25 protein-coding genes and 4 pseudogenes are annotated in these 24,276 nt (G+C 67.0%); 17 read left to right on the top strand and 12 right to left on the bottom strand.

Going from position 1 to position 24,276, the window contains the following annotated elements:
* Positions 1-27: 27 nt before the first annotated feature.
* Complete coding sequence (locus tag OG520_RS41115; protein WP_331748137.1) at positions 28-363, top strand: hypothetical protein; 336 nt, start codon at positions 28-30, stop codon at positions 361-363.
* Positions 364-520: 157 nt separating this feature from the next.
* Here the strand turns inward: OG520_RS41115 and OG520_RS41110 are convergent, their stop codons facing one another.
* Together OG520_RS41110 and OG520_RS41105 are read right to left on the bottom strand one after the other, a co-directional pair.
* On the bottom strand, positions 521-1,117 hold the full coding sequence (locus OG520_RS41110) for an HAAS signaling domain-containing protein (RefSeq protein WP_331748134.1): 597 nt from the start codon (positions 1,115-1,117) through the stop codon (positions 521-523).
* Positions 1,114-1,488: a PadR family transcriptional regulator gene (locus tag OG520_RS41105; RefSeq protein ID WP_331748131.1), complete on the bottom strand. Its 375-nt coding sequence runs from the start codon at positions 1,486-1,488 to the stop codon at positions 1,114-1,116. Before OG520_RS41105 ends, OG520_RS41110 begins: the two co-directional genes overlap by 4 nt.
* Positions 1,489-1,860: 372 nt before the next feature.
* Here OG520_RS41105 and OG520_RS41100 point away from each other — a divergent pair, with 372 nt between their 5' ends.
* The 5 genes and pseudogenes from OG520_RS41100 (at position 1,861) to OG520_RS41080 (ending at position 4,694) form a co-directional block, all read left to right on the top strand.
* Positions 1,861-2,547: a hypothetical protein gene (locus OG520_RS41100; protein WP_331748128.1), complete on the top strand. Its 687-nt coding sequence runs from the start codon at positions 1,861-1,863 to the stop codon at positions 2,545-2,547.
* A 419-nt stretch (positions 2,548-2,966) separates the two neighbouring features.
* Positions 2,967-3,359, top strand: coding sequence for a glyoxalase/bleomycin resistance/extradiol dioxygenase family protein (locus tag OG520_RS41095; protein WP_406016733.1), 393 nt, complete (start codon positions 2,967-2,969; stop codon positions 3,357-3,359).
* Between the two features lie 101 nt (positions 3,360-3,460).
* A pseudogene (locus OG520_RS41090) lies at positions 3,461-3,774 on the top strand (IMP dehydrogenase); the annotation flags it as partial.
* A gap of 87 nt (positions 3,775-3,861) precedes the next feature.
* Positions 3,862-4,191, top strand: a complete 330-nt coding sequence (locus OG520_RS41085; protein WP_331748122.1) for a hypothetical protein — start codon at positions 3,862-3,864, stop codon at positions 4,189-4,191.
* On the top strand, positions 4,134-4,694 hold the full coding sequence (locus OG520_RS41080) for an MMPL family transporter (RefSeq protein WP_406016732.1): 561 nt from the start codon (positions 4,134-4,136) through the stop codon (positions 4,692-4,694). Before OG520_RS41085 ends, OG520_RS41080 begins: the two co-directional genes overlap by 58 nt.
* Here OG520_RS41080 and OG520_RS41075 read toward each other — a convergent pair.
* On the bottom strand, positions 4,679-5,287 hold the full coding sequence (locus OG520_RS41075) for a TetR/AcrR family transcriptional regulator (protein WP_331748119.1): 609 nt from the start codon (positions 5,285-5,287) through the stop codon (positions 4,679-4,681). The genes OG520_RS41080 and OG520_RS41075 overlap by 16 nt on opposite strands.
* A gap of 46 nt (positions 5,288-5,333) precedes the next feature.
* On the opposite strand from OG520_RS41075, the gene OG520_RS41070 reads away from it, so the two are divergent.
* Positions 5,334-5,798: an SRPBCC family protein gene (locus OG520_RS41070; protein ID WP_331748117.1), complete on the top strand. Its 465-nt coding sequence runs from the start codon at positions 5,334-5,336 to the stop codon at positions 5,796-5,798.
* A 146-nt stretch (positions 5,799-5,944) separates the two neighbouring features.
* On the opposite strand, the gene OG520_RS41065 is transcribed toward OG520_RS41070, so the two are convergent.
* A complete protein-coding gene (locus OG520_RS41065) occupies positions 5,945-6,151 on the bottom strand; it encodes a hypothetical protein (protein WP_331748114.1) in 207 nt (68 codons plus the stop codon).
* 65 nt (positions 6,152-6,216) lie between these two features.
* Positions 6,217-6,903 (bottom strand): DUF4232 domain-containing protein, encoded by a 687-nt coding sequence (locus tag OG520_RS41060; RefSeq protein ID WP_331748111.1) that lies wholly within the window; start codon positions 6,901-6,903, stop codon positions 6,217-6,219.
* A 674-nt stretch (positions 6,904-7,577) separates the two neighbouring features.
* Between OG520_RS41060 and OG520_RS41055 the strand changes: the two genes are divergently transcribed.
* The gene (locus OG520_RS41055; protein ID WP_406016731.1) at positions 7,578-7,793 is read left to right on the top strand and encodes a hypothetical protein; all 216 of its coding nucleotides are present in this window, start codon (positions 7,578-7,580) and stop codon (positions 7,791-7,793) included.
* An 83-nt stretch (positions 7,794-7,876) separates the two neighbouring features.
* A complete protein-coding gene (locus OG520_RS41050) occupies positions 7,877-8,224 on the top strand; it encodes a tail fiber domain-containing protein (protein ID WP_406016730.1) in 348 nt (115 codons plus the stop codon).
* A gap of 373 nt (positions 8,225-8,597) precedes the next feature.
* On the opposite strand, the gene OG520_RS41045 is transcribed toward OG520_RS41050, so the two are convergent.
* The 4 genes and pseudogenes from OG520_RS41045 to OG520_RS41030 all read right to left on the bottom strand — a co-directional run bounded on the left by OG520_RS41045 (position 8,598) and on the right by OG520_RS41030 (position 13,011).
* On the bottom strand, positions 8,598-8,924 hold the full coding sequence (locus tag OG520_RS41045; protein WP_331748102.1) for a hypothetical protein: 327 nt from the start codon (positions 8,922-8,924) through the stop codon (positions 8,598-8,600).
* Between the two features lie 42 nt (positions 8,925-8,966).
* Positions 8,967-9,830 (bottom strand): DUF3592 domain-containing protein, encoded by an 864-nt coding sequence (locus OG520_RS41040; protein ID WP_331748099.1) that lies wholly within the window; start codon positions 9,828-9,830, stop codon positions 8,967-8,969.
* Positions 9,831-9,850: 20 nt separating this feature from the next.
* Positions 9,851-10,933, bottom strand: a complete 1,083-nt coding sequence (locus OG520_RS41035; RefSeq protein ID WP_331748096.1) for a hypothetical protein — start codon at positions 10,931-10,933, stop codon at positions 9,851-9,853.
* Positions 10,934-11,800: 867 nt separating this feature from the next.
* A pseudogene (locus OG520_RS41030) lies at positions 11,801-13,011 on the bottom strand (IS4 family transposase).
* Between the two features lie 169 nt (positions 13,012-13,180).
* Between OG520_RS41030 and OG520_RS41025 the strand changes: the two are divergent.
* From OG520_RS41025 to OG520_RS41015, 3 genes and pseudogenes are all read left to right on the top strand, one after another.
* Positions 13,181-14,557, top strand: coding sequence for an IS1380 family transposase (locus tag OG520_RS41025; RefSeq protein WP_331748090.1), 1,377 nt, complete (start codon positions 13,181-13,183; stop codon positions 14,555-14,557).
* 207 nt (positions 14,558-14,764) lie between these two features.
* Entirely contained in the window at positions 14,765-15,976 is a 1,212-nt protein-coding gene (locus OG520_RS41020) for an IS4 family transposase (protein ID WP_331748087.1), read from the top strand.
* A 320-nt stretch (positions 15,977-16,296) separates the two neighbouring features.
* Positions 16,297-16,476, top strand: a pseudogene (locus tag OG520_RS41015) (transposase domain-containing protein); the annotation flags it as partial.
* Here OG520_RS41015 and OG520_RS41010 read toward each other — a convergent pair.
* Positions 16,393-16,620, bottom strand: a complete 228-nt coding sequence (locus OG520_RS41010; protein WP_406016789.1) for a hypothetical protein — start codon at positions 16,618-16,620, stop codon at positions 16,393-16,395. The pseudogene OG520_RS41015 and the gene OG520_RS41010 sit on opposite strands and share 84 nt — an antisense overlap.
* A 1,286-nt stretch (positions 16,621-17,906) precedes the next feature.
* On the opposite strand from OG520_RS41010, the gene OG520_RS41005 reads away from it, so the two are divergent.
* The 5 genes from OG520_RS41005 to OG520_RS40985 all read left to right on the top strand — a co-directional run bounded on the left by OG520_RS41005 (position 17,907) and on the right by OG520_RS40985 (position 22,662).
* Positions 17,907-18,467, top strand: coding sequence for a hypothetical protein (locus OG520_RS41005; RefSeq protein ID WP_406016729.1), 561 nt, complete (start codon positions 17,907-17,909; stop codon positions 18,465-18,467).
* A 2-nt stretch (positions 18,468-18,469) separates the two neighbouring features.
* Positions 18,470-19,012, top strand: a complete 543-nt coding sequence (locus OG520_RS41000) for a hypothetical protein (RefSeq protein ID WP_406016728.1) — start codon at positions 18,470-18,472, stop codon at positions 19,010-19,012.
* Between the two features lie 163 nt (positions 19,013-19,175).
* Positions 19,176-21,530, top strand: coding sequence for a glycoside hydrolase domain-containing protein (locus tag OG520_RS40995; RefSeq protein ID WP_331748078.1), 2,355 nt, complete (start codon positions 19,176-19,178; stop codon positions 21,528-21,530).
* A complete protein-coding gene (locus OG520_RS40990; protein WP_331748075.1) occupies positions 21,530-21,961 on the top strand; it encodes a hypothetical protein in 432 nt (143 codons plus the stop codon). Before OG520_RS40995 ends, OG520_RS40990 begins: the two co-directional genes overlap by 1 nt.
* Positions 21,958-22,662 (top strand): hypothetical protein, encoded by a 705-nt coding sequence (locus OG520_RS40985; protein ID WP_331748071.1) that lies wholly within the window; start codon positions 21,958-21,960, stop codon positions 22,660-22,662. Before OG520_RS40990 ends, OG520_RS40985 begins: the two co-directional genes overlap by 4 nt.
* A 22-nt stretch (positions 22,663-22,684) precedes the next feature.
* On the opposite strand, the pseudogene OG520_RS40980 reads toward OG520_RS40985, so the two are convergent.
* Both OG520_RS40980 and OG520_RS40975 read right to left on the bottom strand, forming a co-directional pair.
* Positions 22,685-22,841: pseudogene (locus OG520_RS40980) on the bottom strand (IS5/IS1182 family transposase); the annotation flags it as partial.
* Between the two features lie 118 nt (positions 22,842-22,959).
* The gene (locus OG520_RS40975; protein WP_331748068.1) at positions 22,960-24,177 is read right to left on the bottom strand and encodes an ISAs1 family transposase; all 1,218 of its coding nucleotides are present in this window, start codon (positions 24,175-24,177) and stop codon (positions 22,960-22,962) included.
* Between the last annotated feature and the right edge of the window lie 99 nt (positions 24,178-24,276).

Raw genomic sequence — 24,276 nt, 5'->3', positions numbered from 1 at the left:
GTGCACTCCGGAGGTCCCAACGCCCGTATGCCCGGCGACGGACCGTGGCCGCAGGCCCGCAGAGCGGGACACGACTTCAGGCTGCGGACGCTCATCGTCGATCGGCTCGGTCCCGACCGTCAGGACCCCGACTGGGATCCCGACCTCGTCGCCTCGGACATCCTCGCCGTCCTGACGCTGACGCCCGCGCACGCCCGTGAGCTGAGCAGCCACTGGCAGACCCTCCCCACCGACCGGATCGGCGAACTTCGCCGCCCCAAGAATGCAACAGCCCCGCTCCAGCAGCTTTTCCACCACCTCCAACCCGGTCCGGCGTGCGACCAGGCCCGCGAGTGGCTCGCTGTTCGGGACCTCCTGCCCTGACGACGAAGGCCGCGCGACACGCCCGGAGGAAGCCCCTTCCCACCGTCATTTGAGACCCGGTCAAGCCGCCGCCGCATCACCCGCCGACCCGCAACCCGCCGTCACCGCACCAGTCGGCCAACGGCTCTCGATGAACCCGCAGACCGGAAACAACGTGTCAGGCGCGGCGGACCCGCCAGAGCCATGCTGCCGTGCCGGCCATCAGGGCGAACATCGCCAGGTTGGCCAGGAGGGCGGGGGTGCCGGCCTCCGGGCCGCCGTTGGACAGGTTCCAGGTGGCGATGACGGCACTCGGCAGGACGGCGGCAAGCAGTACGCCGGTGGTCTTCTGGACGGCGGTCCAGTGCACCGAGGTGCAGAGGAGTACCGCGCCGGTGATGCGGAACAGGACGCCGAACAGCGGGCCGGGGAGGTCGGGGAAGACCATCATGAAGGGCATCGAGAGGGTGAGCATCAGGAGTGGGACCAGGGGGTGCACCTTGCCGCGCCGGGCGGGTGCACCCACACCGCCTCGGGCCGAGGCCCCGGCGGCCCCGTTCTCCGCCTCGGACAGCGCCGTCGCCGCGATCGTGCGGGGGTCTCCCAGCTCCGCCAGGACCTCGCCGATCGCGGCGTCGGGGCGTTCGGCGCGCGTCACCTCGATGTGTTCGGCGAGGTCGGCGAGGAGTTCCTGGCGACGGTCGGCGGGGAGCACGGAGGCCTCGCGCTCGACGGCGGAGAGGTAGTCGCGTACGGGATCGGTGGGGGTCTTCATGCGAGGTCTCCGGTGGAGGGGTGCGGGGTGGTCAGGAAAGCGTCGACGGCGTTGCGGAAACCGGGCCAGACGCGGCTGAACTCGTCGAGTGCGGCCCGGCCGCTTTCGGTGAGCGCGTAGTAGCGACGGGGTGGGCCGGAGGCGGACTCCTGCCAGGTGGTGGTGACCAGGTCGTCGCGGCGGAGCCGGGAGAGCAGCGGGTAGACCGTGCCCTGGCTGGTGGCCAGGGCACCGGACTCCTCCAAGGCATGGAGGAGTTCCACGCCGTAACGGGGGCGGTCCCGCATCAGGGCGAGTACGCAGTACTCCAGAACCCCCTTGCGCAGCTGGGCGGCTGCCCGGGCCTGCTTGGTCGAATCACCTGGTTCCATGCGATGCAAGATACCTGGTGGGGCAAGTGAATGGGAAGGGGGGGCTCCCCTTAACCCATCGGTCCGGTGGTGCTGGTGCTGGTGCTGGTGCTGGTGCTTGCGACCTTCTGGGTCGTCACCGGGCCGCGATCAGGCGGGTGACTCCGACAAGCCCGCAGATCGGAAACGACTTCCAACGTCCCGGCGCGCGTGTTGCGACGGATCTGCGTACGGTGCCCCTTCGCCGAGCGGGACGCCAGGTCGTACTTCCCCAAGTTCTCCGCCCGCACCTTCACGATGTCGGCCACGTAGTCAACCGCGGCCTGCGCGGGATGCCTCGGTGTAGCGGATGCGATCGACGATCAGCTCGCTTCTCGGGGAGAATCGGCCGCCATGCGGAAGAACAGAGCCACGGTGCTCACTCTGATGGGCATCCTGCTGATCTCAAATGTCGTCCTGCTGACGCTCCTGGTCGCTACGAACATGTCGTCCGAGGGCGACGTTGCGATAGGCAAGGCCGCCCCCCGAGATGCGACGATCAACCTTCCTGCGCTCAAGGGTGGGGCAATCCTGGCCGCGAATCAGTGGCCGGACGCGTGCTCGTTCGTGGACCAGGAGGAGATCAAGGCGATCTTCCCTGGTGCCAAGGACATCGAACAGGAGAGCCGTCCGATCAGCGCTTTGTCGATCAAGGACTTCGCTGCCGACTCCTCGTGGAAGGAGAGTGACAGGTCCGAGTCCGGCCAGTGCCTCTACAGCATGCGCCTTCCGGGCGAGACCTACGCCGCTACCCAGTTCTGGTTCCGCATCGAGGCCGTGGCCGACCCCAAGCTGATTGTCGGCTACGAAGATCGCCTCGTGTCAGGATCCAGTACCAACCAGGGTGCACAGGGCGCGGATCACTGCGTCATCACCGGTACCTACGAGGGAAGTTGGAACTGCCGCAAAGGTCCGCTGCTGTTCACCGTGGGCGGGCAGAGCAGCGTGGCCTTCAAGGGCGAGTTGGCCCCAGCACCTTTCGTCTGGCGGGACGATGTGCTCCCTGAGTTCGTTCGGACCATCGCCGCGAAAATCAAATAGCTTCCCCAGAAGCGGCAGGAACTACGTCATCTGCGCGGGCCCGGTGTCGCCGAGCGCAAGACCAGTCACCTCTGTGCGGCGATCAGCGGTCGTTCCCTGGACGAGGTCGACGGCTGCTGGTCCCACCGGCCATGGCCCCGCGCAGGAGACGTCATCGCCGCCGGGCCGGATCGCGGGCGGCCTGCCGGTGCCTGGTGATTGCGAGGGCCTCTTGCGACTGTCGGTGCTGCCGGCCCGAGCCTCCTCGCCTTCGCTCAGACCACGGGTCGGTCGGACAGGATGAGAAAGCTTCGAGAATCCAGAAGTTCCCTCACCGGACGGAAGAGCACCCGACGGAGCAAGAGGCCCCTGGGCACAGGGGCAAGCTCTCAGCTGAGCTCGGAGGAACTTGCGAGATGTCGCACAGTAGGTTGGTACTCATGTTCGCTCTGCATCCGCGCGTACTCGCCGGGAACTATCCTGCCGTCTTCGCTTTCTACGCGGCCGTACTGCCCGAGCTGACGGGATATGTGCTCGCGCGCGGTGACGCGGTGTCCGGGTACGCCAGTTGGGACGCGCCCGAGGGGGCCACCGCGTTCGCCGTGATCAAGCGGGATGCGTTCGCCGGTGAGGTTCCGCCGGCTCCTGCTGCGGGCGGTGCGACCCTCGTGGTGCCCGTCGCGGACGCGGCGGCGATGGACGCGGCGGTCGCGCTGTGCCGGCGGAATGGCGGGGTCCTGGTGGCGCCGGCCCGGGATCTGCCGGGTTGGGGGCTGCGGGCGGCGCACCTGCGCGACCCGGACGGGAATCTCCTGGAGATCCAGACGTACTGAGCGCCGCTCGGCGGCCCGCCGCCCACCGGTGGCTCTCCACAAGGGCGCCGGGCCCGCCCGGCACGTACCGAACGTGCCTGCCCCTCGCCGGTCCCACCGCTGCCAGGGGCATCCTGGTCGCCACCGACGAGACGCCGGCCAGGAGTTCTGGCCGGGAGTTCTGGCCCGGACTGCTGGCCCTCTCCGACATGATGGGCACCGGCCGGTGGGCAGCCGACGCCACCGAGGCCACACCAGGCTCGACTGCCGTCGTCGTCGGTGACCGAGCGGCCCTGTGCGCGGTGATCACGGCCAAGGAGATGGGCGTGGAACGGATCACGGCCATGAGCCGCCACGGGGCGCGGCAGGAGCTCGCCCGTTCGGCGTCACCGACATCGTCACGGAGCGCGACGACGATGGCGTTGCCAGGATCAAGTAGCTCACCGGCGGGCTCCTGCCCGGCCTCATCGCCCGCCGCCCCTGCGGCCCGCTGTTCCTTGCCGACCACAAGGCCCCGGCCGGAGTGCCGACACTGGACGTGTGTCCGGAGACCGGCCGGGCCCGGCTCTCCCACCGCAGGGCCGAGGAGATCTTCGAGGAGAAGACCCGACTGCCGGCCAGTCCCCTTGCATCACTCGACGACGTCGAGGGCCTGGGCGGCTGGATGCTCCACCGGCTCCGCCACAGCGCCTCGACGCACGACCCGAAGGCCGGCACCTCCACCCCGATGCTGCCGGCCCGTTCCCGACACGCCTCCGTCCGCTCCTGGAGCGGTACTTCCGCCCCGGAGTCGACATGGTTGCCCGACACGTGGCCGAGCGAGCGCGATCCCGCCACACGCCGTCGAACGTGACACTCTCTGTTGCGGTCGGCGTTCATACCGGCACCGCGATCGAGACGGGTTTCAAGCACGGCGCCACCGTCGTCACCGCCGCAGTCCTCATCATGATCAGCGTCTTCGCCGGCTTCGTCGGCTCCCCGGACGCCATGATCAAGGCCCTGGGCTTCGGCCTCGCCAACGCCGTCCTCTTCGACGCCTTCATCGTCCGCATGACGATCGTCCCGGCAACCCTCGCCTCCTCGGCAAGCGCGCCTGGTCCCTGCCCGCCTGGATCGACCGCATCCTCCCCGACATCGACATCGACATCGACATCGACATCGAAGGAGAGAACCTGGCCCGGCAGGCGGCGCCCCCGCCGCCCGCCCAGGAACAGCCCGAGCTCGTCGCCCCCGCCCACGACCACAGCGGACACCGCTGACACACCACCGGGGAGGCGGCACGCCCGTGGCGCGTGCTGCCTCCCCGGCCGTCCGGCCGCTTGGCCTGATCGGCGACTCCGTCACTCCGAGCCGTAGTACAGCCGGAGGAATTCCTCCATTGCCGCGTCGACGCCGGCGCGGTCACCGGTGGCGAGCAGGTCGAGCAGCAGACCGCGGACGGTGGCGAGTCCCAGCCGGGCGCGGCTCCGGGCCACGGCAGGGTCCGCACCTGCGGCGACCTCGGCGGCCGTGAGCGGCTCCAGCCAGTCGTTCACGAACCCTTCGAGGACCGGGGCGAACTCGGGGCGGCCCCGCAGCGCGTGCCCGCAGATTTCGAAGAAGAGCCGCTCCTGACCGGCCAGCCGAGGGTCCGTCAGCTGCCGCCAGAGGAGTCGCGCAGTATCGGCGGGCGAGAGACCGGGTTCCAGGCGGAACCGGGACAGCAGATCACGCTGGTGCTGCTCCGACGTCCGGACGATCTCGACGAGCAGCTGTTCCTTGGAGCCGAAATAGTGGATCAGCATGCGGTGACTGACGCCGATCGCGGCGCCCAGGCCGCGCAGGCTCAGGTCCGCGAAGCCGTGTGCCGCGACGTGGTCGACGGCCGCGTTCACCAGTTGGGAGCGCCGGTCCCCGTCCGTGCCGGGCGCGGCCTTGCCTTCGGGATGCGAGCCGTCCGTATGCACCACGTCACGAGTGTACCAATTGGTACATGTCCTATGTACCGTGTGGTACATGAAGTCTGTCACCGTGTCGATCGATGTACCGCAGACGCCCGAGCAGGTCTACGACTTCCTCGATGTCATGGCTCACCACGAGCGATTCACCAATCACTACCTGACCGACTGGCACTACAGCGGCCCTGGCCGCGGCATCGGATCGTGCGCCACGGTCACAGCCGCGCTGGGCGGCACGAGGACCGACGTCACCATCGAGGTCGTCAAGGCCGATCCGCCGCAGCGCATCGTCGAACGGAATGTCAGCGCGGCCGGCCGACGCCTGGCCCACGGCACCTACACCATCAAACCGCTGCGGACCGGCGGAAGTCACGTGTCGTTTACGTACGCCTGGGCGCGGGCCCCGCTCGCCGACCGCCTGCTGGCACCCGTCGTCCGGGCCACGATGCGGCGCGCCAACCGCACGGCCGTGCGACGCCTGGCCACCGAGCTGGTTCGCCACGTGTCCACTGCCGGATCCTGACGCCGGTACGTGTCGGCTCTTCTGCCCGGCACAGGACCCGAGGCCCAGGGCGTTCCTGCCCGCACCCGGGATCGGACTGCCCGAGCCGGCGCTTCGTTCATCACCGGGTTCACACTCCTGGTTCCTGGCGCAGCAGGCCGCGTGGCCTACCGGCCTTCCCCCAACCCCGGAGCGACACACCCATCACCCGTGTCGCCAGTCTGTGGGACCGCGCCGATCTCGGCGGCGCCCTGGTCCGGCGGGATGTACCAGTCGCAGTCCCAGCCGCCCTCGGCGGCGAGCGCGGTCAGCCACCGCCGGGCCGGAGTGAGATCGATCCCGGGCAGGGCGGTGGCACGGATACCGGCGAGCACGACGGGCACCGTGTCGACGGACGCCGTGGGATGGAGCGCGACATCGACGGCCCCGGTCCGGCTCGTCAGACGATGACGGGGACGGCCTCGGCGCGGTTGGTGGCCCAGTTGGTGACGATGGGCTTGTCGACGTTGGCGGTGTCGGGGAGCTTGAGTTCGGCGGGGTTGGGGTCGTCGTCGGTGGTGGCGATGATGACGTTCTCGAACTCCTTGCCGGCATTGCTGTCGGTGGTCTTGGGGCTGATACCGGTGTATGCGACGGTGGAGCCGGTGAGCTTGATGGGGTCTTCGCCGCCCTGTCCGACGGGGGAGGCGACGCCGTCGGCGCCGGAGCCGAAGGACACGCTGGGGGTGTTGATCTCCAGGTAGCAGGTGATGCCGGACTTGGCCTTGGCGGTGACGAGGTAGTAACCGCCGGCCTGGGACTCCGAGGTGATCGTGAAGTCCAGGTCGTTGGTGCCGCAGGACTGCCCGTAGCCGCCCTTCTTGCCGTCGCCGGAGTCGTCGGTCTTGTCGGTGGAGCCGCTGGAACCGGAGCCGCTGGACTTGGAGTCGCCGGTGGAGGAGCCGCTGGCGGAGGGGCTGTCGCTGGAGGGGCTGTCGCTCCCGCCGCTGCCGCCGGAGGGGGCCGCGGAGATGCCGGCGTCCGCGACGTCGTCGGGGTCGCATGCGGTGGTGGTGGCGGCGAGGGCCGTCACGGCCGCGGCGGCCAGGACGAGACGGGCGGAACGGGCGGCGAGACGCGAACGCATTTTGATCTCCAGCGACTGTCGGTTGCGGTGTTTCCTGCTGACACCGATGACACTAGGGCTGATTCGGTCCTGAAATGATCCTGTGAATGTCCGGGTCCTGTCTCAGCAACTTCGGTTCCAAAAAACGGCGTTGGATTGCACCAACCCCAGCTCAAGGGGCATGTCCGGGACCGCGCGAGTCGCCGGGACGCTGAGAGAGATCCAGCAGCTCCGGCAGCTGCAGCACCCGGGCCCCGGTGACAACCCACCGGCCGTGCCGGGTCCGGAACCCGTGCCCGGGACGGTTCTCGCGCCGGGCGCAGGCGGTGCGCGGGCCCAGCCGACCACCTGAGTCGTCTTCACCGGCCGGGCGCGTCGGTCGGCACGTCTTCGGCCTGGTCGTCACCGGTACCCGGCCGCACATCATCAGGCCCCGGCGTGCACGCGCCCGACGTTTCCAGGCGGGCGGGCGGACCGTGTACGCAGCCGTCGTTCACCATCCCGGAACGACTGCGAACAACTTCCTCGCTCGGGCTCTTCGTGAAGCGCTCTGATTCGGACCCCTGGGTCTCGTCAACGTGTGGTCGTGCTGCTCGTGTCCGACCGGGGGGCGGTGTCGTTGCCTGGTTGATCTGATCTCTGACCAACCCGGAGCGTGCTTCATGTCTCTTACTGCAGCTACCCGGCTTGCCGCAGTGTCCTCCGCTGCGATCGCCGCCGTGTCGGTGTGCCTGGGCGCAGCCTCGGCGGCCGAGGCCGCCGAGCCCGCGCAGGTCCGGGCAGCGGAGCACAGCGCCGCCCCGGCCGACGACGACCCCGAGGTCTCCGCTCAGTTCGTCCCGCTGGGCAGTCTGCTGTTCTCAGACCGGGCCGTAAAGACCAGCGTGAGCCCGGTGCGATGGGAACGCTGACCGAACGCCTTCACCGCGCCCGGATCGCCGGCATTCGGGCCTACCGGGCGCGCCTGCACCCCGACACACCCCATCCCGCTGGAATGACCTCCACAGCCTCCCGGGAAACGGTCGCAGAGGCGGGTGACGGCGTGAGCGGGTTCGATGTCCTTGCCGCGGTGGTCGGCCTGCCTGTGAGCACATGGCGGTACCGGTGGGAGGACGACAAAGTGCGCCACCTGGGGCCGATGGCACAGGACTGGCGGGCCCACCTGGGCCTGGGAGCCGACGACAGGACGATCTGCTGCACCGATGCCAACGGCGTCGCGATCGTGGCGATTCAGGCACTTCACCGCCAACTCACAGACCTTCAGGCCGAGGTCAGGGAACTCCGGGCGCAGAAGGTTGAACCGGCAGCTCACGCACCTGGTGCGGAGACCCCGCGGGTCTGACCATCGCAACCGCTGGGCCTGGCTGTGGCTGGGTGCAGCGGTTGCGGATGGCAGACGCTGCTCGGTACAGGCGGGGCGGCTGCACGAGATGCGCACCGCCGCACTGCCCCGGCCGGCGCGTCCATCTGCCGTGCCGGATCGTGCGCGGCAGATGGGCCCGCCGTACGCGGGCACGGGAAGCGAAGACCGGTGAACTCGCCCGGCGGACCTGCAGCCGGGGCACACCGCCCCTGCGGGTCTCCGCGCGGACCTCGACCCAGTGCGGAGGGGCGGCCCGGTACGACCCGATGACGGGGTTGCGCCGGAACACCTCGAAGATTGCGTGGCCGACCCGCATGTGACGGTGTCGTGCTCGAAGACCACCGGTTCCACATCAGACCACCGACCGGTCGGCGATCCGCGCCACCTCGGTGAAGTAGGCGCGGAACAACGGCTCGTCGCCGGGCGGCACCTGGAACGCGGGCGAGGTCGAGTACCGCAAGGCGAGCCGGTCGGTGTTGTAAAGGGCGGCCTGCGGATCACGGACCACGCCGAAGTACAGTGTGCCGGGTCGGTCCGGCTTCTTGTAGTGCAGCGACACCCCGAGCCAGCGCAGCGGGACACGGAACGTGTGTGCCGAACTGTCCAGGTTGAACAGCTCGAACACCCCCCGGTCCACACGCGCATGCAGGTTCTCGTAGTGGAACGTGAACGGTTCCATGGGCGAGAAGGTACCAACCTGGTCCAGAGCCCGTCCTGGGCCTCAGAGGAACACCACTCCCACCACGGCCGTCGCCACGAGCACGACGATCGCCAGGACATGGAACGTCACCTCCCGCTCCTCCGAGCGCTGTTCGGCCGCGCGGTCCAGCGTGAAGTCGGCCGGGTCGGCGGGCGTGTAATGGACCGTCACGTCACGGCCGTACGCGCCGGCGGGATCCGGAAGGTTCGACGTGCAGTAGGCCGTAACGGCCGTGCCCTCGCGGGTGGTGAACGACACGACCGGGGTGATCGTGGTCGAGGTGTGACCGTCGTCCTGGTCGACGCTGACGTCCTTGAGGACCGCGACGACCCGTCCCGGGACGGTCTCCATCGCGGCCAGCTTCTCGATGCGGCGGTTCTTGGCGCGTACCGCCCCGGGCAGGTGAACGGCGCCGGAGACCGCCCAAGTCCCGCCGAAGCCGATCAGCGCCCACGGCCACCCCCACTCGAGCACGGCGAGGACCACCAGCCCGACGTAGACCAGGAAGACCGCGAAACTCGGCCAGCCGAGCCCACGATCGGACTCCTTCGGTGTGTTGGAGAACTGGTAGGCGTGCGGTCTGCCCCGCGGGTGGCTGACCCCGATCTCCCGGCCCTCCCACGCGGAGGTGATCATCTCGCCGCGCTCACCGTCGTTCGTGACGGTGACCTCCTGACCGGAGGCCGGGTCATGGTAGGAGACGACCACCGATATCCCGCCCGTCCGGGACCCGCCGTGCCGCGGCTCCCGCACCCGCGTGATCCACCCCGTGAGCCGGACCGTCCGCTGCGCCTTCGTCACCCCGGCCAGCGACCGGACGAACCCGACCACCGCCGCCGCGCCCCACACCGCACACCACAGCGCCAGAAACTTGTCCCACCCCATGCGCCCTCCTCCCGTTCCGATCAACTGCCGCTGCGTCGCAGCACTTTGCCCCGCGCGTCCGCCTCCAGCATTCCCGTGCCCCCGCCGCCGGTCACCACGACTCTGAGCGTGAGCGAGCCGGTGACGCCGTCGGCGGTGAGCTGCCAGCTCTGCCGGGAGTCGACGCCGAGGGTGGTCCTGGCCTCCTCGACCAGGCCGGGGACGCGATCGTAGGGCAGGGATCTCGGGTCGAACCCGGCGGTCGTCGCGCCGGTGGGGGAGAAGACGACCGTCAGCAGGCGGTCCTGCACGACGACGGTGAGTGCCTGGCGCTCGTCCCCGCCTTCGGCCAACGACTCGACGGCCTTGCGCAGTTCACCCCTGTCCAGCATCGACTGGCCCGGCCCCAGCGTGACTGTGCCCGTCGCTGACGTCACGACGCTCGTGGACGACGAGGAGGAGACGGACGGCTCGGGGGCGCCGCTCCCGCCCTCGGGGGAGTCGAACAGGTCGGTACGGAAGAGCACGAGCACGGCGGCCACGCCGAGCAGCAGCCCGAGGAGAGTGAGGAGCCCACCGAAACAGCTCGCCGGGGTGTCGCTCTTCATGGCAGGACCGGGCACCGAGTCCCCCTGGGCCATGGCCGCCCGCTCCTCCCACTCCGGCGTCGGCCGCTTCCTGATCCGCGTCTTCCACGGTCGATCCGGCGGATACTCCACCACCACGACCCCGCGCGCCCGGTAGTCGGGCAGCTCGACGAGGTTGACGTCCTGCCGTATCTCGACGCGGAACGCGGGCGCGTCGTCCGGCGCGACGGACAGCTCGAACCGCACCGGCACGTCGCTGGTCTCACCCCCGACGGCCTCCAGATCCTCGATCACCGCGAGCGCCGTACGCGGTACGACGGCCGCCTCCCGGGCCCGGCGCGGCAGAGTGGCGAGGAAGAAGAGCAGCCCGTAGACCGCAGGCAGGACCAGCCCCGTGACGATCAGCGGCGCCCTCTCGACGATGCAACCGGCGATGAAGGCGGTCAGCGACGCCCCGATCACGCCGCCCGTCAGGAACCCCAGGGCGAGGTCGGCAGGCGTGTTGTGCGCGGGTGGCGCGCCCGCGGTGTTCTTCATGTGGCTGATTGTGCACGTCATGGATGACGACCGACAGACTTGTGGATGACCTTCGCGGTCACGACGGGATCGCCTCGATCGCCTTCATCGAGCGGCACGTGCCCAGGCGTGCGACGCCGAGAACAGGAGCAGAGCCGATGTGCCCGACCGCTGAGACCGCGTCCACCGCCAGCGCCGAAAGAGCTCGTCGTGGGCACCAGGGATTCGGCGGAACGTCGAGCATGGATCGGGTGTTCGCAGTCGCGTGGCAGTACGTCGTCGGTCTTGTCCCGCTTGAGGATCTGCCGATGGAGGCGGCTCAGTTGCTGGCCGTCGGCTTGGATTCTCCCGCACTTCGTGACCTGGCGGGACGTTCCCGACGCGAGGACACCGCCGAGACCGAAGGACTGTTCCGGCAGGCCGTGGGCGACCTCGGCCCTGCCATCCCCGACGAGGAGACCGCTGAATGCTGCCTTCTCCATTACCTGGCAGGCCAATTGGCGGCCGGCGCCAGGACACCCGGAGAAGTGGCAGCCAGTGTCTGGCAGGGCCTGACAGCAGCGCAGACCGGTCTCGAACCCCGCCCGGCGGGCCGAGGACGCCGACCGGGCGGCGTACACCGACGCGGTGTCGGAGGACGCCGACCTGGAGCGGGATGAGCTGCGGGAGGCAGCCCGCGCCCTTAGCCTCAATACCGTTCAGTTAGTGGTTTGGATGGTGATGTGGGGGCTGTGTTTGGGCTGGGGCCAGTGTGCGTGGTGGGAGCGTTTCGCGGCCCATTTCAGGACCTTGCGTTTGACGACTCGGGGGTGTGAGCGCTTTCGGCGTGTTGGGTTGAGGTGTTGGGTGAGCCATCGGATGGCGTGATGCCAGATCGTGTCGGCCGTGTCAGTGCCCGGAGGGGGAAAATGCGCTCTGCGCGACTGAACGGCGAGCGATGCGGAGGGCTTTGACGAAGGAGACTCTGTCGGGGTCGTGGCCGGCGTGTGCGGCAGTGTCAGCCATCAGGGTGCGGATGGCGTAGTGGCAGCACAGGTGTCCCCAGATTTCTTGCTGGACAAGCTCGGGGGCTTTCGAGCGCAGTACCGCGCGGGGCCCGCGCTGGTGGGTTTTCAGCTCGTCGAAGGTGGTCTCGATCTCCCACCGCTGGGCGTAGGCGGCTGCGAGGTCCTCGGCGCCGGCCTCGGCAGGGTCGAGGATCGTGGTCAACAGCCGGTACTCCTCGGCGTTGCCCTGGCCGTCATCGACCGTGTAGTCGATCACTCTGACCGTGAGCGGCTCCGTCGTGGCCCGGTTCATGCCCGACGTCGGGACGATCCGGGCCAGCCAGGACCCGTCGGCCAGGGTTTCCAGATACCGGGGCCGCAGGTTCGTTTTGACTCGCCAGAGCAGATCCGCGCCCGTGGCGGCGGCCTGCTGCCAGAGGCGGAACCCGTAGAAGCCCCGGTCGGCCAGGACCAACCGGCCCGGCTCCAGCCGCCCGACGAGCTGCCGGGACAACTCGATCTCCGACATGCTGCACGGACCGGTGACAGCGTCGAAGACCGCATGGGTGCCGCATTCCGCCAATGCCACCAGGCGGGCCTGCGGAAACGCGGCCCGCTCCCCCGGCTGGAAGCGGGCCGCCCGAAGAAGTCCGCGTTGGCTGCCGTGTCCGCCACATCCAGGCACGTCCCGTCGATCGCCACCAGACGACGCCCGGCCAGCCACGACCCCGGCGTGCCAGGCCCCGCCAGCGGACGCGCAACCCGGGCGAAGAGATCCCGCACCGGCTCGAACCCCAGACGAGACCTGGCCTGGAAGATCGCCGACTTCGAGGGCGGCGTGAACGTCTCCGACCACCCCGACGCCCACGACAGCCCGTCCGTGAGCTGCGCGAACACATCCTCGTAGGAGCCATCCGAATACAGCGCCATCCCGATCGAGAAGTACGCCATCACCCGCGCGGGCAACGACCGGTGACGCCGCTCAGTGCGCCCCGCCTCCTCGATCACCGCGTCAACCACGTCTGCAGGAAACACCCGCGTCAGCAACCCCACAGACACCAAATCCGACAACCGGACATCAGACGACGGCTTCACCCAACCAGAACGCGGCATCCCCCCACGATAACCCAGAAGCGCTTAACTGAACGGTATTGCACTTAGCCTTGATCCACCGATGAACAGCTGGTCCAGGGCTTGGACATGAAGGCGCGGATGCCCTCCGAGCTGGGACGATGGGACTTCCTACGGTTCCATATCCACAGAGCAAGAGAGCACCCGCGAGATGCAATCTTCCCATGCCGCTTCGGCGGTGTCGGCCGCGTTCGACGATCAGAATCTCATCGCGGATGCCGGGCTGGTCCCGGTGATGCGGCTGGCCGAACGGTGCGGGCTTTCGCGCCTGGTGTCGGAGAAGGTGATGCTGACCGGGGCGGCAAACGGTGCGGGTGCAGCAGCCGACGCCAAGGTCACCAGCATCGTGGCAGGCATGGCCGCAGGCGCGGACAGCATCGATGACCTTCACCTGCTGCGGCACGGTGCGATGCCGGCCGTGTTCGACGGTATCCGTGCCCGGTCCACGCTGGGCACGTTCCTGCGCGCGTTCACTCACGGGCATGCGCTCCAACTCCACGCTGTGCACCGCAGGTTCCTCGGCGCGCTGGCCGCACACACGCCGCTGCTGCCGGGCGCCGGTGTGACGGCGTTCGTCGACGTCGACTCCACTCATAAACGGGTTTACGGGCGGGCCAAGCAGGGCGCGGAGTACGGCCGGTTCAAGGGCATCCGCACTCTGCACCCGTTGCTCGCCACGATCTGCACCCCGCGCTCCCGGCCGGTGATCGCCGCGGTCCGGATGCGCCGCGGCAAGGCAGCAGACGCCCGCGGCGCCCCGAAACTCGTGAGCGAGGCGGGCTGCACCGGCATGCGGATCCTGCGGGCGGACTCACAGTTCTACAACGCCGGTGTGATCGCAGCCTGCCGCCGGGCCGGTGCCCGCTTCTCCATCACCACCGGCATGAACCCGTCCATCAAACGGGCCGTCCTCAGCATCCCCAACGATGCCTGGCAGAAGATCAGTTACCCGAACGCGGTGGAAGATCCAGACACAGGTGATCTCATCTCGGACGCCGAGGTCGCCGAGATACCCGCATACACCGCGTTCGCCAGCCGCAACAAGAGTGAGCGCGTCACGGCCCGGCTGATCGTGCGCCGGGTCCGTGACCTGGCCAAACCCGCCCACCACCGGCGAGCAGGCAAGCTGTTCCCCATCTGGCGCTACCACCCGTTCTTCACCGACAACCCCGCCCCAACCCTCCAGGCCGAGCGGGAACACCGCCACCACGCCGTCGTCGAGCAGGTCATCGCCGACAGCAAAGCCTCCGCCCTGGCCCACCTGCCCTCGGCACACTTCCACGCCAACGCCGCTTGGCTGACCCTGTGGGCGATGGCCTACAACCTGCTGCGCGCCGCAGGCGCTCTGGCCAGCGCCTTCCACGCCAAGGCCACCACCGCCACCCTGCGTGCTCACCTGGTCCACGTTCCCGCCCGGATCGCCCGCTCCGCCCGGCGCCTCACCCTGCACCTACCGCAGCGATGGCCCTGGCAAGACGCGTGGGCACAACTGTTCGCCACAGTCCACGCGCCGCCCGAGACACCCTGACGCCACTCCCCGCCCCGCCCGCCAGGGCCCGACCCAAGCCGAATCGTGGAAAAGCTGGGCAGACCAGCGGATACACCCTGCCCGCACTCAGCTGACAGTCCGAGGCCCCGCCCCAAAAACCCTCGCAGATCATTTCGAAACCACGTCGGTGAATCGAGGCTAAGGGCAATACCGTTCAGTTAAGCGCTTCTGGGTTATCGTGGGGGGATGCCGCGTTCTGGTTGGGTGAAGCCGTCGTCTGATGTCCGGTTGTCGGATTTGGTGTCTGTGGGGTTGCTGACGCGGGTGTTTCCTGCAGACGTGGTTGACGCGGTGATCGAGGAGGCGGGGCGCACTGAGCGGCGTCACCGGTCGTTGCCCGCGCGGGTGATGGCGTACTTCTCGATCGGGATGGCGCTGTATTCGGATGGCTCCTACGAGGATGTGTTCGCGCAGCTCACGGACGGGCTGTCGTGGGCGTCGGGGTGGTCGGAGACGTTCACGCCGCCCTCGAAGTCGGCGATCTTCCAGGCCAGGTCTCGTCTGGGGTTCGAGCCGGTGCGGGATCTCTTCGCCCGGGTTGCGCGTCCGCTGGCGGGGCCTGGCACGCCGGGGTCGTGGCTGGCCGGGCGTCGTCTGGTGGCGATCGACGGGACGTGCCTGGATGTGGCGGACACGGCAGCCAACGCGGACTTCTTCGGGCGGCCCGCTTCCAGCCGGGGGGAGCGGGCCGCGTTTCCGCAGGCCCGCCTGGTGGCATTGGCGGAATGCGGCACCCATGCGGTCTTCGACGCTGTCACCGGTCCGTGCAGCATGTCGGAGATCGAGTTGTCCCGGCAGCTCGTCGGGCGGCTGGAGCCGGGCCGGTTGGTCCTGGCCGACCGGGGCTTCTACGGGTTCCGCCTCTGGCAGCAGGCCGCCGCCACGGGCGCGGATCTGCTCTGGCGAGTCAAAACGAACCTGCGGCCCCGGTATCTGGAAACCCTGGCCGACGGGTCCTGGCTGGCCCGGATCGTCCCGACGTCTGGCATGAACCGGGCCACGACGGAGCCGCTCACGGTCAGAGTGATCGACTACACGGTCGATGACGGCCAGGGCAACGCCGAGGAGTACCGGCTGTTGACCACGATCCTCGACCCTGCCGAGGCCGGCGCCGAGGACCTCGCAGCCGCCTACGCCCAGCGGTGGGAGATCGAGACCACCTTCGACGAGCTGAAAACCCACCAGCGCGGGCCCCGCGCGGTACTGCGCTCGAAAGCCCCCGAGCTTGTCCAGCAAGAAATCTGGGGACACCTGTGCTGCCACTACGCCATCCGCACCCTGATGGCTGACACTGCCGCACACGCCGGCCACGACCCCGACAGAGTCTCCTTCGTCAAAGCCCTCCGCATCGCTCGCCGTTCAGTCGCGCAGAGCGCATTTTCCCCCTCCGGGCACTGACACGGCCGACACGATCTGGCATCACGCCATCCGATGGCTCACCCAACACCTCAACCCAACACGCCGAAAGCGCTCACACCCCCGAGTCGTCAAACGCAAGGTCCTGAAATGGGCCGCGAAACGCTCCCACCACGCACACTGGCCCCAGCCCAAACACAGCCCCCACATCACCATCCAAACCACTAACTGAACGGTATTGAGGCTAAGGGCGCGGGGGAAACTGCAACTCGCCTGACGGCTGGGGAGCTTGGGGATGCGAGAACGGGACCCCTGGTAGAAGCGGGAAACCGACCAAAGTCTTCCTGCCACGAGAGGTCCCGTTGTCCGACCAGTCTGCCACCACGACGCTCACCCGTACCATCACGGTTGCGGATGGTGTCTTCGCTCCTGGCCACCTGGGCGAGCTGACCCAGTACCTACCCTTCGAGCTCGTCGATGACGTGCTGGAACAGACGCGAGCCGTTCAGCACCGGCTGCGACAGCTGCCGTCCCGGGTGGGTGCGGGTGGTCGTGCCCGCTTTGCGGTCACGGCGCCGCGCCGCCCGGTTGATCTTCTCGGCGAGGTCGCTCTGGGTCAGCCCGTGGAGGGACCGGGCGATGGCGAGCGGGTGCTGGGTCGCGAGTCCACGTGCCCATCTCAGCACCTGAGCGGCCGGGCCGGGGCGGGAATGAGATAACCGTATGACCGCCGCGTGACCGTCGAACACTGGTGCCAACAGCGGGTGTTGGGTGTACTTGCTTCCCCGGACCTGCTGGAACCGGGCAGGCGGAGACCCGATCGGAGACCCTTGTGAGCGACGCGTGGTGGCGGCCGCGCTGAGCGGTGCGGACAACACCGGCACGACCAAACAATTCGGCATTCCGCCACACCGTCTCTCCCGCCGCTATGACGACCGGGCCGCTGGGCGCATGACGCCCGCCGGACGGCGATCACGCAGTCCGGAATGTGCTGCTGGTGGCTTCAGACCTTCAACGTCGCGGGTGTTTCCGGCGTGCTCGCGGTCTTCAACCTGAGTCGCTCCCGCCATAACGGGAGGGCGCGGGGCTCCGGCGCCCGCGCAGGCAAGCACATTGACCCGGTTGGATGTCCACCTGGTCGAGGTCGCCGGCAAGGCGTCCTGCTCGCTGCTGCGCGACCGGTTCCGCAACGACTTCCCGCACGGCCGCCTACCACGAACTACTGTCCACCGTGGCGGCGTTGCGGGACGTCCTCGGGTACTCCCCGATACAGAACCTGGCCCATCTCAGCCTCGCTGCAGCACTGTGCTGCTACAAGCGACTCATCCGGCTCACCGCATAGGACACCGTCTCGGTCATGTGAGTGACCTCACATTCCGAGAGGGTCACCCCTCGTGATATCTGCGATTGAAACTTACGCCTCTTTATCCTGGGCGCTTTGGCTGAATCTCGCGATTCTGCCCTTGGCTGTAACTTGCACCCAAAGCCCTGCGTTCCGTGGGCTCGGGGTCCGCAATCCTGCCCCCGGATGGTGCAGACGTGCGAGCGAGCGGCCGAGAATCGCCTACCTGCTTAGTGAATGGGTCGCTTGCTGAGGATTTTCGGCAATCCGGGACAAGTTGGGCATCTTTGGTGACGCGCAGTGACGAGCCTGCCTCGATCGGGATTTCCGCAGGTCGGGATCCCCTTATCGCGTCCTGTGTGGTTGATCTATGCTCCAGAAGTCGCGCGTCGTGGTTCCCGCTTGGGGCCTTTTCGCGGGCGTAGCAATAAATGCGCGAGGGGGAGACGGGTGTGCGAGTTGGTTTCAGTTCGTGACATGTCGACTGGCGTGTTGTGATGCTCAAGGAATTCCCCTTAATCAGGGATTCGCCCCGGCACATTTAGTTGTAGCGTGCCCCCTCATTGACCAACAGGTCGTTGCGCAAATAATTACTGAAACTGGCATATCCATGCCATGAAAGGACCCGGAATGAAGAATGCCACGATACGTGTGGGAATTGCTACCACCGTGATGTTGGGCCTCATGACGGCCGTGCCGACTGCATCGGCAGCCGAGCGCTCCGTTCCCAAGGAGAACACGCCTATCGCGACCGTAGAAATCAAGGGCATCAAGGTGGATAGAAAGGCATCGGCAGAGACGAGACGTCTCATCGAGGCCGACCCCCTCGCCGCCGCCGCCGCCGCCAATGCGTGTGGCCCCGGCTACACCATCTCTACTGGCGCTTGGCGCTACGGCGCCTACGGAAGCACTTACACCTGGACCAACGGTACTTCATCAGGCTCCGGGTACTACGACAAGCCGATCTGTGCCCTCTTCTTCAATGACACCGGCGCTAGCCGGTCCATAGGTGTGCGCCTGAGTTCCAATTACACCGCGGATCCTACGGTCGAGGACTTCGGCACCTATAGCTCCTACGCCGGTCCGCTCTACCAGAAGCGCGGGTACTGCGGCACGGTCTACTCCTACATGAAGGACTCGAACGGCAAGGTCGTTGTGGACAACACCCAGACCATCGGGGCCTGTAACTAACCATGACCCGAGCACACCGTCTTCCAGTAGCCGTCGCCGTTGTCGCGGTGGCGGCTCTGGCTCTCTCAGGATGCAGCGGGACGCAGGGGGGCATCGATTCGCCGACGGCACTGGATGCCACCCCGCCTCCCGTCGAATCAGTCAGCCCCACCGCAGAGCCGAGGGCTGAACAGACGCCGACCGACGCCGAATCCTCGCCCGATGCTCCTGGACCTGTAGCCACAATGCCTGCGGCCGTACCGAAGAAGGAAGGAGACACAAAGACCTACAAGTTCGGTGACATCGAGGTCCTGCTGACTCCGAACGAACTCGGCACCTATACCGCGATCCACATCCCCAATCCATCGCGAAGGTCGATGTTCTTCTCCATCACGGTTCGCGTGACGGGGCCGCGTGGATATGACGTGACGATGAAGCGCGAATTCCCGAGCGTACAGCCGGGGGATTCGGCGCGGGAGGCAGGGCTCCTTATCGACAAAGACGGATCCCCGGTGCCGACCGATCCGATGGCGCAGATTGTGGCGTTCGAGCAGGTGAAATCTTAAGGGGCCGAAGCGGGAAGCAAATGTTCAGCCACAGTAGTGCAGTGTGGCCATCTTCGGTCTGGCTTGGTGCGGATTGCAACAGTTCATCCGGCCGCTCATCTGTGCCGACTGTGACGGTATGTAGATATTCGTTCGAATAACGTTTAAGAGGGGGTGGGTTTTCGTGGCTGACGCGAAGGTCCTCGAGGGTCAGAAGTGGGTCAATTCCACCTATGCTGGGGTGTCGGGGTACGTGAAGTGCCCAGAGAATGGGCAGACCGGCTGGTCGACCATGTACTCGTTTATCATGGGTCTGCAGCACGAGCTGGGAATCAGTCCCGTGGTCGCCTCATTCGGGGAGACGACCATGAGCAAGCTTGAGGCGTACAAGAGCATCTCGGACGGGGACCAGAACAAGAACATTCGCGACATCATCCGCTATGGCCTGTTCTGCAAGGGCTACTGGGGTGAATCCGGGGACACCTTCAACGCCGACGCGCTTGAATCGATGAAGCAGAACATGGGTATCTGGCAAACTGGCCAGGACGCTTGGAACAGATCGGTGCAGGCCAAGGTGTTCAAGGCCCTGCTCACCATGGATGCCTATGTCGTGATTGCCGGCGGTACGGAGAAGATCCGCGGGATTCAGCAATGGCTCAACGGCCGTTACTGGGAAAAGTCGGCCTACTACATAGGCCCGTGCGATGGCCTGTACTCGCGCGATGTGCAGAAGTCTTTGGTGATCGCCCTCCAGTACGAGATGGGCATTACCTCTCCGAACGGCCAATTCGGGCCCGGCACCCAAGCCGCTTTGAAGAATCACACGCTCACTGAGGGCGCGACCGGCATCATGGTGAGCCTGTTCACCGCCGCGTGCGTGTTCAACGAGCCAGTGCCTGTCGATGACTACGGGGTACGTACCGCCTTCACCTCCACCTTCAGTTCGAACATCACCGAATACGTGCAGCTGTTCCAGAAATTCTCGTATCTCCCTCAAAAAGCCGGCAAGGGCGACTACGACACCTGGTGCCAGCTGCTCGTGTCCATGGGCAACCCCGACCGTGATGTGACCGGCGCCGATACTCGGTTCGTCATCAACGCCGACCGCGCCAAGTGGCTCAAGAACAACGGCTGCGAGATCGTCGGCCGGTACCTGTACAGCCCGGACCCCAACTTTGAGAAGGAGATCAAGCCCGGCGAGCTCGAGACCATTCTCGCCGCTGGCCTGAGGTTCTTCCCGATCATGCAGGTTCACGGCCGGGACGTGACCGAGTACAACTACACCACCGGCTTCCAGCACGCTCTGATAGCGCATGAGCAGGCGACTAAGTTCGGTATCCCGCGTGGGTCGGTCATCTACTTCGCGGTGGACTACGACGCCACCCAGGACCAGATGGACCCCTACATCGTGAAGTACTTCAACGGCGTGGTAGCCGGCCTCGCGGACCGGGGCAAGAAGTACATCCACGGCGTGTATGGGTCGCGGAATGTGTGCATCAACGCCACCGAGAAGACCTACGCCCGGTACTCGTTCGTCTCTGGCATGTCCTGGGGCTTCTCCGGGAACCTCGGTTTCCCCCTGCCGGCGAACTGGTCGTTGAACCAGATCAAGGAGATCAGCGGCATCGAGATCGGCGGAGAGGGAGGGAAGATCGACCTGGACCACGACGTGTGGCGCCCTGAGAGCGATCCCGGCGTGTCCTCCCTGGCCGCCGCTGCGTCGCCTGCGGCGGACTTCATGGTCTACATTGACCAGCTGTATGCCACCGCCCAGGACTACAAGGCCTCCAACTCAACCAACCGCAGCGCATCCCAACTGGTGATGGAGTTCATCCGCCACGAAGAGTACGGCGGTTACAACTGGGGCATTCTGATCGGCAATTACGATAAGGACTGGGTCACCTACGCCGAGAGCAGGGGGCACACGGTAAAGAAGGATTTCACCGACCCCAACTCGGGCTACGAGCTCGGCCCCGAGCACTTGATGGCCACCGCTAACGGCTACCTACTCTTTCCCCAACCCGCGAATCCCAAGTCCGTGAACGCTGGGGACATCGCCGGGTGGGGCGGCGACCTCATGACCTTCTATGCCAACTGGCGCAACGACGAGCAGCAGTACGCTTCCGGCAAGGCGTACTGTGACGCAAAGCTTGCCAAGCCGGGTGTTTCCTCTTCCTTCTCCTTCCAAGACCTGATCGAAGACGCCGACGGCTACCTGATTGCCCGCGCCTGCACCGCCGGGACTCCGATCAACCAGATCGTGCGAGAGCACTACGGCAACGGTGGTGGCCACCTCACCCGGTTCACGCAGTATTTCAACAAGCGGTTTTTCACCGCAGCAGATTGCAAGGACCAGGCGTACAACGATCTGACGATGGAGAACGAAACGTACAATTTGGCGCGCACCGTGCTGATCGTGGCAAAGGGGGCGCAGTCTCCGACAGTGCTGGCGGCCTTGCCTGGCGGGTTCGATAAACTGCAGAGTTTCTGCCAGGGGTTCGTCGACGCGATCGTCGCAAGGGTCGGTGCCGAGTCCTAATGTTCAACCTCATCTTCGCAGCTCTCGTCCTGGCCATCCTGGCAGGGCTGCTGATGCTGCGTCGCGGCGCTAGACAGCCTCCACGATGGCACGAGCAGCCTATTGCGCTCGTCAGTGCCGCCCTGGTCGCCGGCGGCTTCATGGTCATGGTGTGGGGCTTCGGCGTCTCCACAGGAGGTCTGGACGTTCGGGAAACCTGCGGGCTTACCCACCACACCACCTACGACCAGGCATGGCGTGATCGCACGGGAGCGGACGGCACGTCCTTCTTCCCGGTGGCCAACGCATGCAACGAGCAGGTCAGTCTCGTACCCGCATGGGTGAACCCTGCGATCGTCGTTCTCGCTGTCTTCACCGTCAGCGCTCTTGCCCTTGCTCTATTCCGGATCGCTTATGCGATTTTCCACAGAAAGGAGCTGGTCTCCTCATGAGCGGTATAACCAGCCGTAGACGTTTGCTCGGAGCAGGCGCAGCTACCGCTGCTGGCCTCGCACTCGCCACCGCCGGGAGCCCCGCGCAGGCGTCGGCCCGGCCGAAGCCACTGCCGAAGGCCAAGCAGGTGAAGCTACCGAATGGCAAGGAATGGATCGGACGGAAGTCCGCAAATGGCTGGGCCATTCTGACCGAGGCCACCAAGTACCAGGTGCAGGGCGCACCGAAGCTCACCGTTAGGCTCGCGAAGGGCCCGGCTGCGACCGTGCTGCTGTACGTAGTGCGCCGCTATGCCTACGAGATCGACATGCTCCGGCCCGAAGAGCTGACCGGGCACACCACCGACCGCGAGGTGGGAGCGGCATTCGAGTCGAACTACCTCTCTGGTACAGCCGTGGCGATTCAACCGATGCTCTTTCCGCTGGGCGGTACGGCCGCCAATGGCATGAGCGAGCTGGCGGTGACGGTGGTGGAGGACATCCTCGCCGACGTGGGCGAGGTCGTAGCGTGGGGCGGGGAGCTCGCCCCACTCAAGCAGTCCCACTTCCACATCGCCACCCCGCCAGGCGATCGACGCCTTGAAGCGCTGGCTGACCGTATCAGTGGCTGGAACAGCCAACCCGGAAAGGGTGCGGGCAGCATCGACGCCTTCACCAGCTCCCGGATCTCCCGCGCACGAAAGGCGAGGAACACACGCTGAACACAACTGAGAGCAAGTCCTGTGTGGTGAGGCAGATCAGCCGCTTGTAACGGACGACGGCGGCGGCCAGGTCGAGAAAAGGCCAGGTAGTTGTGGGAATGCCGCTCGTAGCGGGGTGAGAGACGGCGATAGCCGGTGAGCCAGGCTGTGGTCCGCTCGATCACCCCGCAACGCCGTCCTTTCTACGGCCACACGGCGTAGGTGTTCGATTGCTACGCCGAGCCACGGCGCAGCCGGGCCGGAGAGGAGCAGGGGGCGCACCAAGGCTTCGGCGTAGTCGGACCTCGTCCTTTTTGATCATGTTAGGCCGAGATGGGTGAGGGTGCGGGTTTGGTTCCTGGCTGTCCGGCGGAGGCCGGCGGAGATGTTGCGAACGCCGGCGAGGCGGAGGGCTCCGATCGCGAGGTTTCTGTAGGTCGCCATCGCCTGGGGTGCGTTCCCGGTCCGCAGTTGGGAGGCGTCCTCGGCGAAGGTGACGTCTCTGACGTGGTGCAGGGCCTCGACCGTCCAGTGCCCGCGGATCAGTTGGGCGAGCCGGGCTGGCGGGGCCTGTTCCGCGGCGAGGCTGGTGACCGCGTAGACGGTCTTGAGGCTGATCTTCCCCGTCGTGCGATTCACGCGGCGGCGGACGATCTGGACGGCCTGGCGGGCGCCGGGGAAGAGCAGGTTGTTGACCGTGCAGACCTTCAGCCTGCGGATCTCACAGCGTCCGTGCCCGGTCGTGCGGGTGTGGTCCTGGAGCGGGATCTGTTGCCAGGGAAGGGACTTGAGCTGCGTGCGGAGTTTCTTCGTGTTGCGCTTCACGATCACGATGTAATGGGCGTTCCGCCCCCGCAGATAGGTGGCGTGGTCGGTTTGAGTGTGCAGGGCATCGCTGGTCACGACGGTGCCGGACAGGTCGGGCAGCGTGTCCAGCAGGGGTCGGAAACGAGTGATTTCGTTGGTCTTCTCACCGACGTCCATCTGTGCGAGGACCAGCCCGCCGACGTGGTCGCAGGCGGCCAGGAGGTGGATTCTCCGGCCCTTGGCGCGGGCGGCGCCCCGCAGCGACTTCCCGTCGACGGCCAGTGCCCGTAACCCGCCCGCGTCCTGCTGCCGGTCGGCAAGCCAGGTCCCGACCGCCCGCTCCAGGGCGTTTGCGTCGATCCTGGCCAGGACTCTGCGGATCGTTGTCTCCGAAGGCCAGGAGCGTTTCGGGAAGAGTGGGTCGACGCGGATACCCAGCCGCTCGAGGAGTTCTTCGGGGGCCTCGGCCACCCATTCACTCACCGCCAGCAGCGACCTCGCACCGGCGAGGACCGCGCAGGCGGTCAAGGCCAGCACCGCGGCGAGCGGGTAGCGCACTCCGCGGGGATCACGCGGGTCGGGGACCTGGGCGAGGCACTCCAGCAGGTCGGGGATCTCCTTGGGGGGTGGCTCCCGGACGAGGGCCCAGTTGGTCCAGGGCAGGGGGATCAGAGATGATACGTCGGCAGGCACGGACTTCCCATGATCACAGAGCGTAGAGAACTCCATGATCGCGGGCGTCCGTGCCTGTTCTCCACCCGACCCCGCCCAATCTGGTCATCCGTCAGGAAGCGGGCGTCATCCGACAACACCGAAGCCCCACGCCGA

The organism is Streptomyces sp. NBC_00984 (assembly GCF_045162475.1).
GTDB lineage: Bacteria > Actinomycetota > Actinomycetes > Streptomycetales > Streptomycetaceae > Streptomyces.
This window is presented reverse-complemented; position numbering and strand designations above follow the sequence as displayed.

What these genes read in the sequence shown, in the direction of transcription:
- OG520_RS41115 (WP_331748137.1), top strand. Translation starts at nt 28, where the DNA reads ATGCCCGGCGACGGACCGTGGCCGCAGGCCCGCAGAGCGGGACACGAC.
- OG520_RS41110 (WP_331748134.1), bottom strand. Translation starts at nt 1,117, where the DNA reads ATGAAGACCCCCACCGATCCCGTACGCGACTACCTCTCCGCCGTCGAG.
- OG520_RS41105 (WP_331748131.1), bottom strand. Translation starts at nt 1,488, where the DNA reads ATGGAACCAGGTGATTCGACCAAGCAGGCCCGGGCAGCCGCCCAGCTG.
- OG520_RS41100 (WP_331748128.1), top strand. Translation starts at nt 1,861, where the DNA reads ATGCGGAAGAACAGAGCCACGGTGCTCACTCTGATGGGCATCCTGCTG.
- OG520_RS41095 (WP_406016733.1), top strand. Translation starts at nt 2,967, where the DNA reads ATGTTCGCTCTGCATCCGCGCGTACTCGCCGGGAACTATCCTGCCGTC.
- OG520_RS41080 (WP_406016732.1), top strand. Translation starts at nt 4,134, where the DNA reads ATGGTTGCCCGACACGTGGCCGAGCGAGCGCGATCCCGCCACACGCCG.
- OG520_RS41070 (WP_331748117.1), top strand. Translation starts at nt 5,334, where the DNA reads ATGAAGTCTGTCACCGTGTCGATCGATGTACCGCAGACGCCCGAGCAG.
- OG520_RS41060 (WP_331748111.1), bottom strand. Translation starts at nt 6,903, where the DNA reads ATGCGTTCGCGTCTCGCCGCCCGTTCCGCCCGTCTCGTCCTGGCCGCC.
- OG520_RS41050 (WP_406016730.1), top strand. Translation starts at nt 7,877, where the DNA reads ATGACCTCCACAGCCTCCCGGGAAACGGTCGCAGAGGCGGGTGACGGC.
- OG520_RS41045 (WP_331748102.1), bottom strand. Translation starts at nt 8,924, where the DNA reads ATGGAACCGTTCACGTTCCACTACGAGAACCTGCATGCGCGTGTGGAC.
- OG520_RS41040 (WP_331748099.1), bottom strand. Translation starts at nt 9,830, where the DNA reads ATGGGGTGGGACAAGTTTCTGGCGCTGTGGTGTGCGGTGTGGGGCGCG.
- OG520_RS41035 (WP_331748096.1), bottom strand. Translation starts at nt 10,933, where the DNA reads ATGAAGAACACCGCGGGCGCGCCACCCGCGCACAACACGCCTGCCGAC.
- OG520_RS41025 (WP_331748090.1), top strand. Translation starts at nt 13,181, where the DNA reads ATGCAATCTTCCCATGCCGCTTCGGCGGTGTCGGCCGCGTTCGACGAT.
- OG520_RS41020 (WP_331748087.1), top strand. Translation starts at nt 14,765, where the DNA reads ATGCCGCGTTCTGGTTGGGTGAAGCCGTCGTCTGATGTCCGGTTGTCG.
- OG520_RS41005 (WP_406016729.1), top strand. Translation starts at nt 17,907, where the DNA reads ATGAAGAATGCCACGATACGTGTGGGAATTGCTACCACCGTGATGTTG.
- OG520_RS41000 (WP_406016728.1), top strand. Translation starts at nt 18,470, where the DNA reads ATGACCCGAGCACACCGTCTTCCAGTAGCCGTCGCCGTTGTCGCGGTG.
- OG520_RS40990 (WP_331748075.1), top strand. Translation starts at nt 21,530, where the DNA reads ATGTTCAACCTCATCTTCGCAGCTCTCGTCCTGGCCATCCTGGCAGGG.
- OG520_RS40985 (WP_331748071.1), top strand. Translation starts at nt 21,958, where the DNA reads ATGAGCGGTATAACCAGCCGTAGACGTTTGCTCGGAGCAGGCGCAGCT.
- OG520_RS40975 (WP_331748068.1), bottom strand. Translation starts at nt 24,177, where the DNA reads ATGGAGTTCTCTACGCTCTGTGATCATGGGAAGTCCGTGCCTGCCGAC.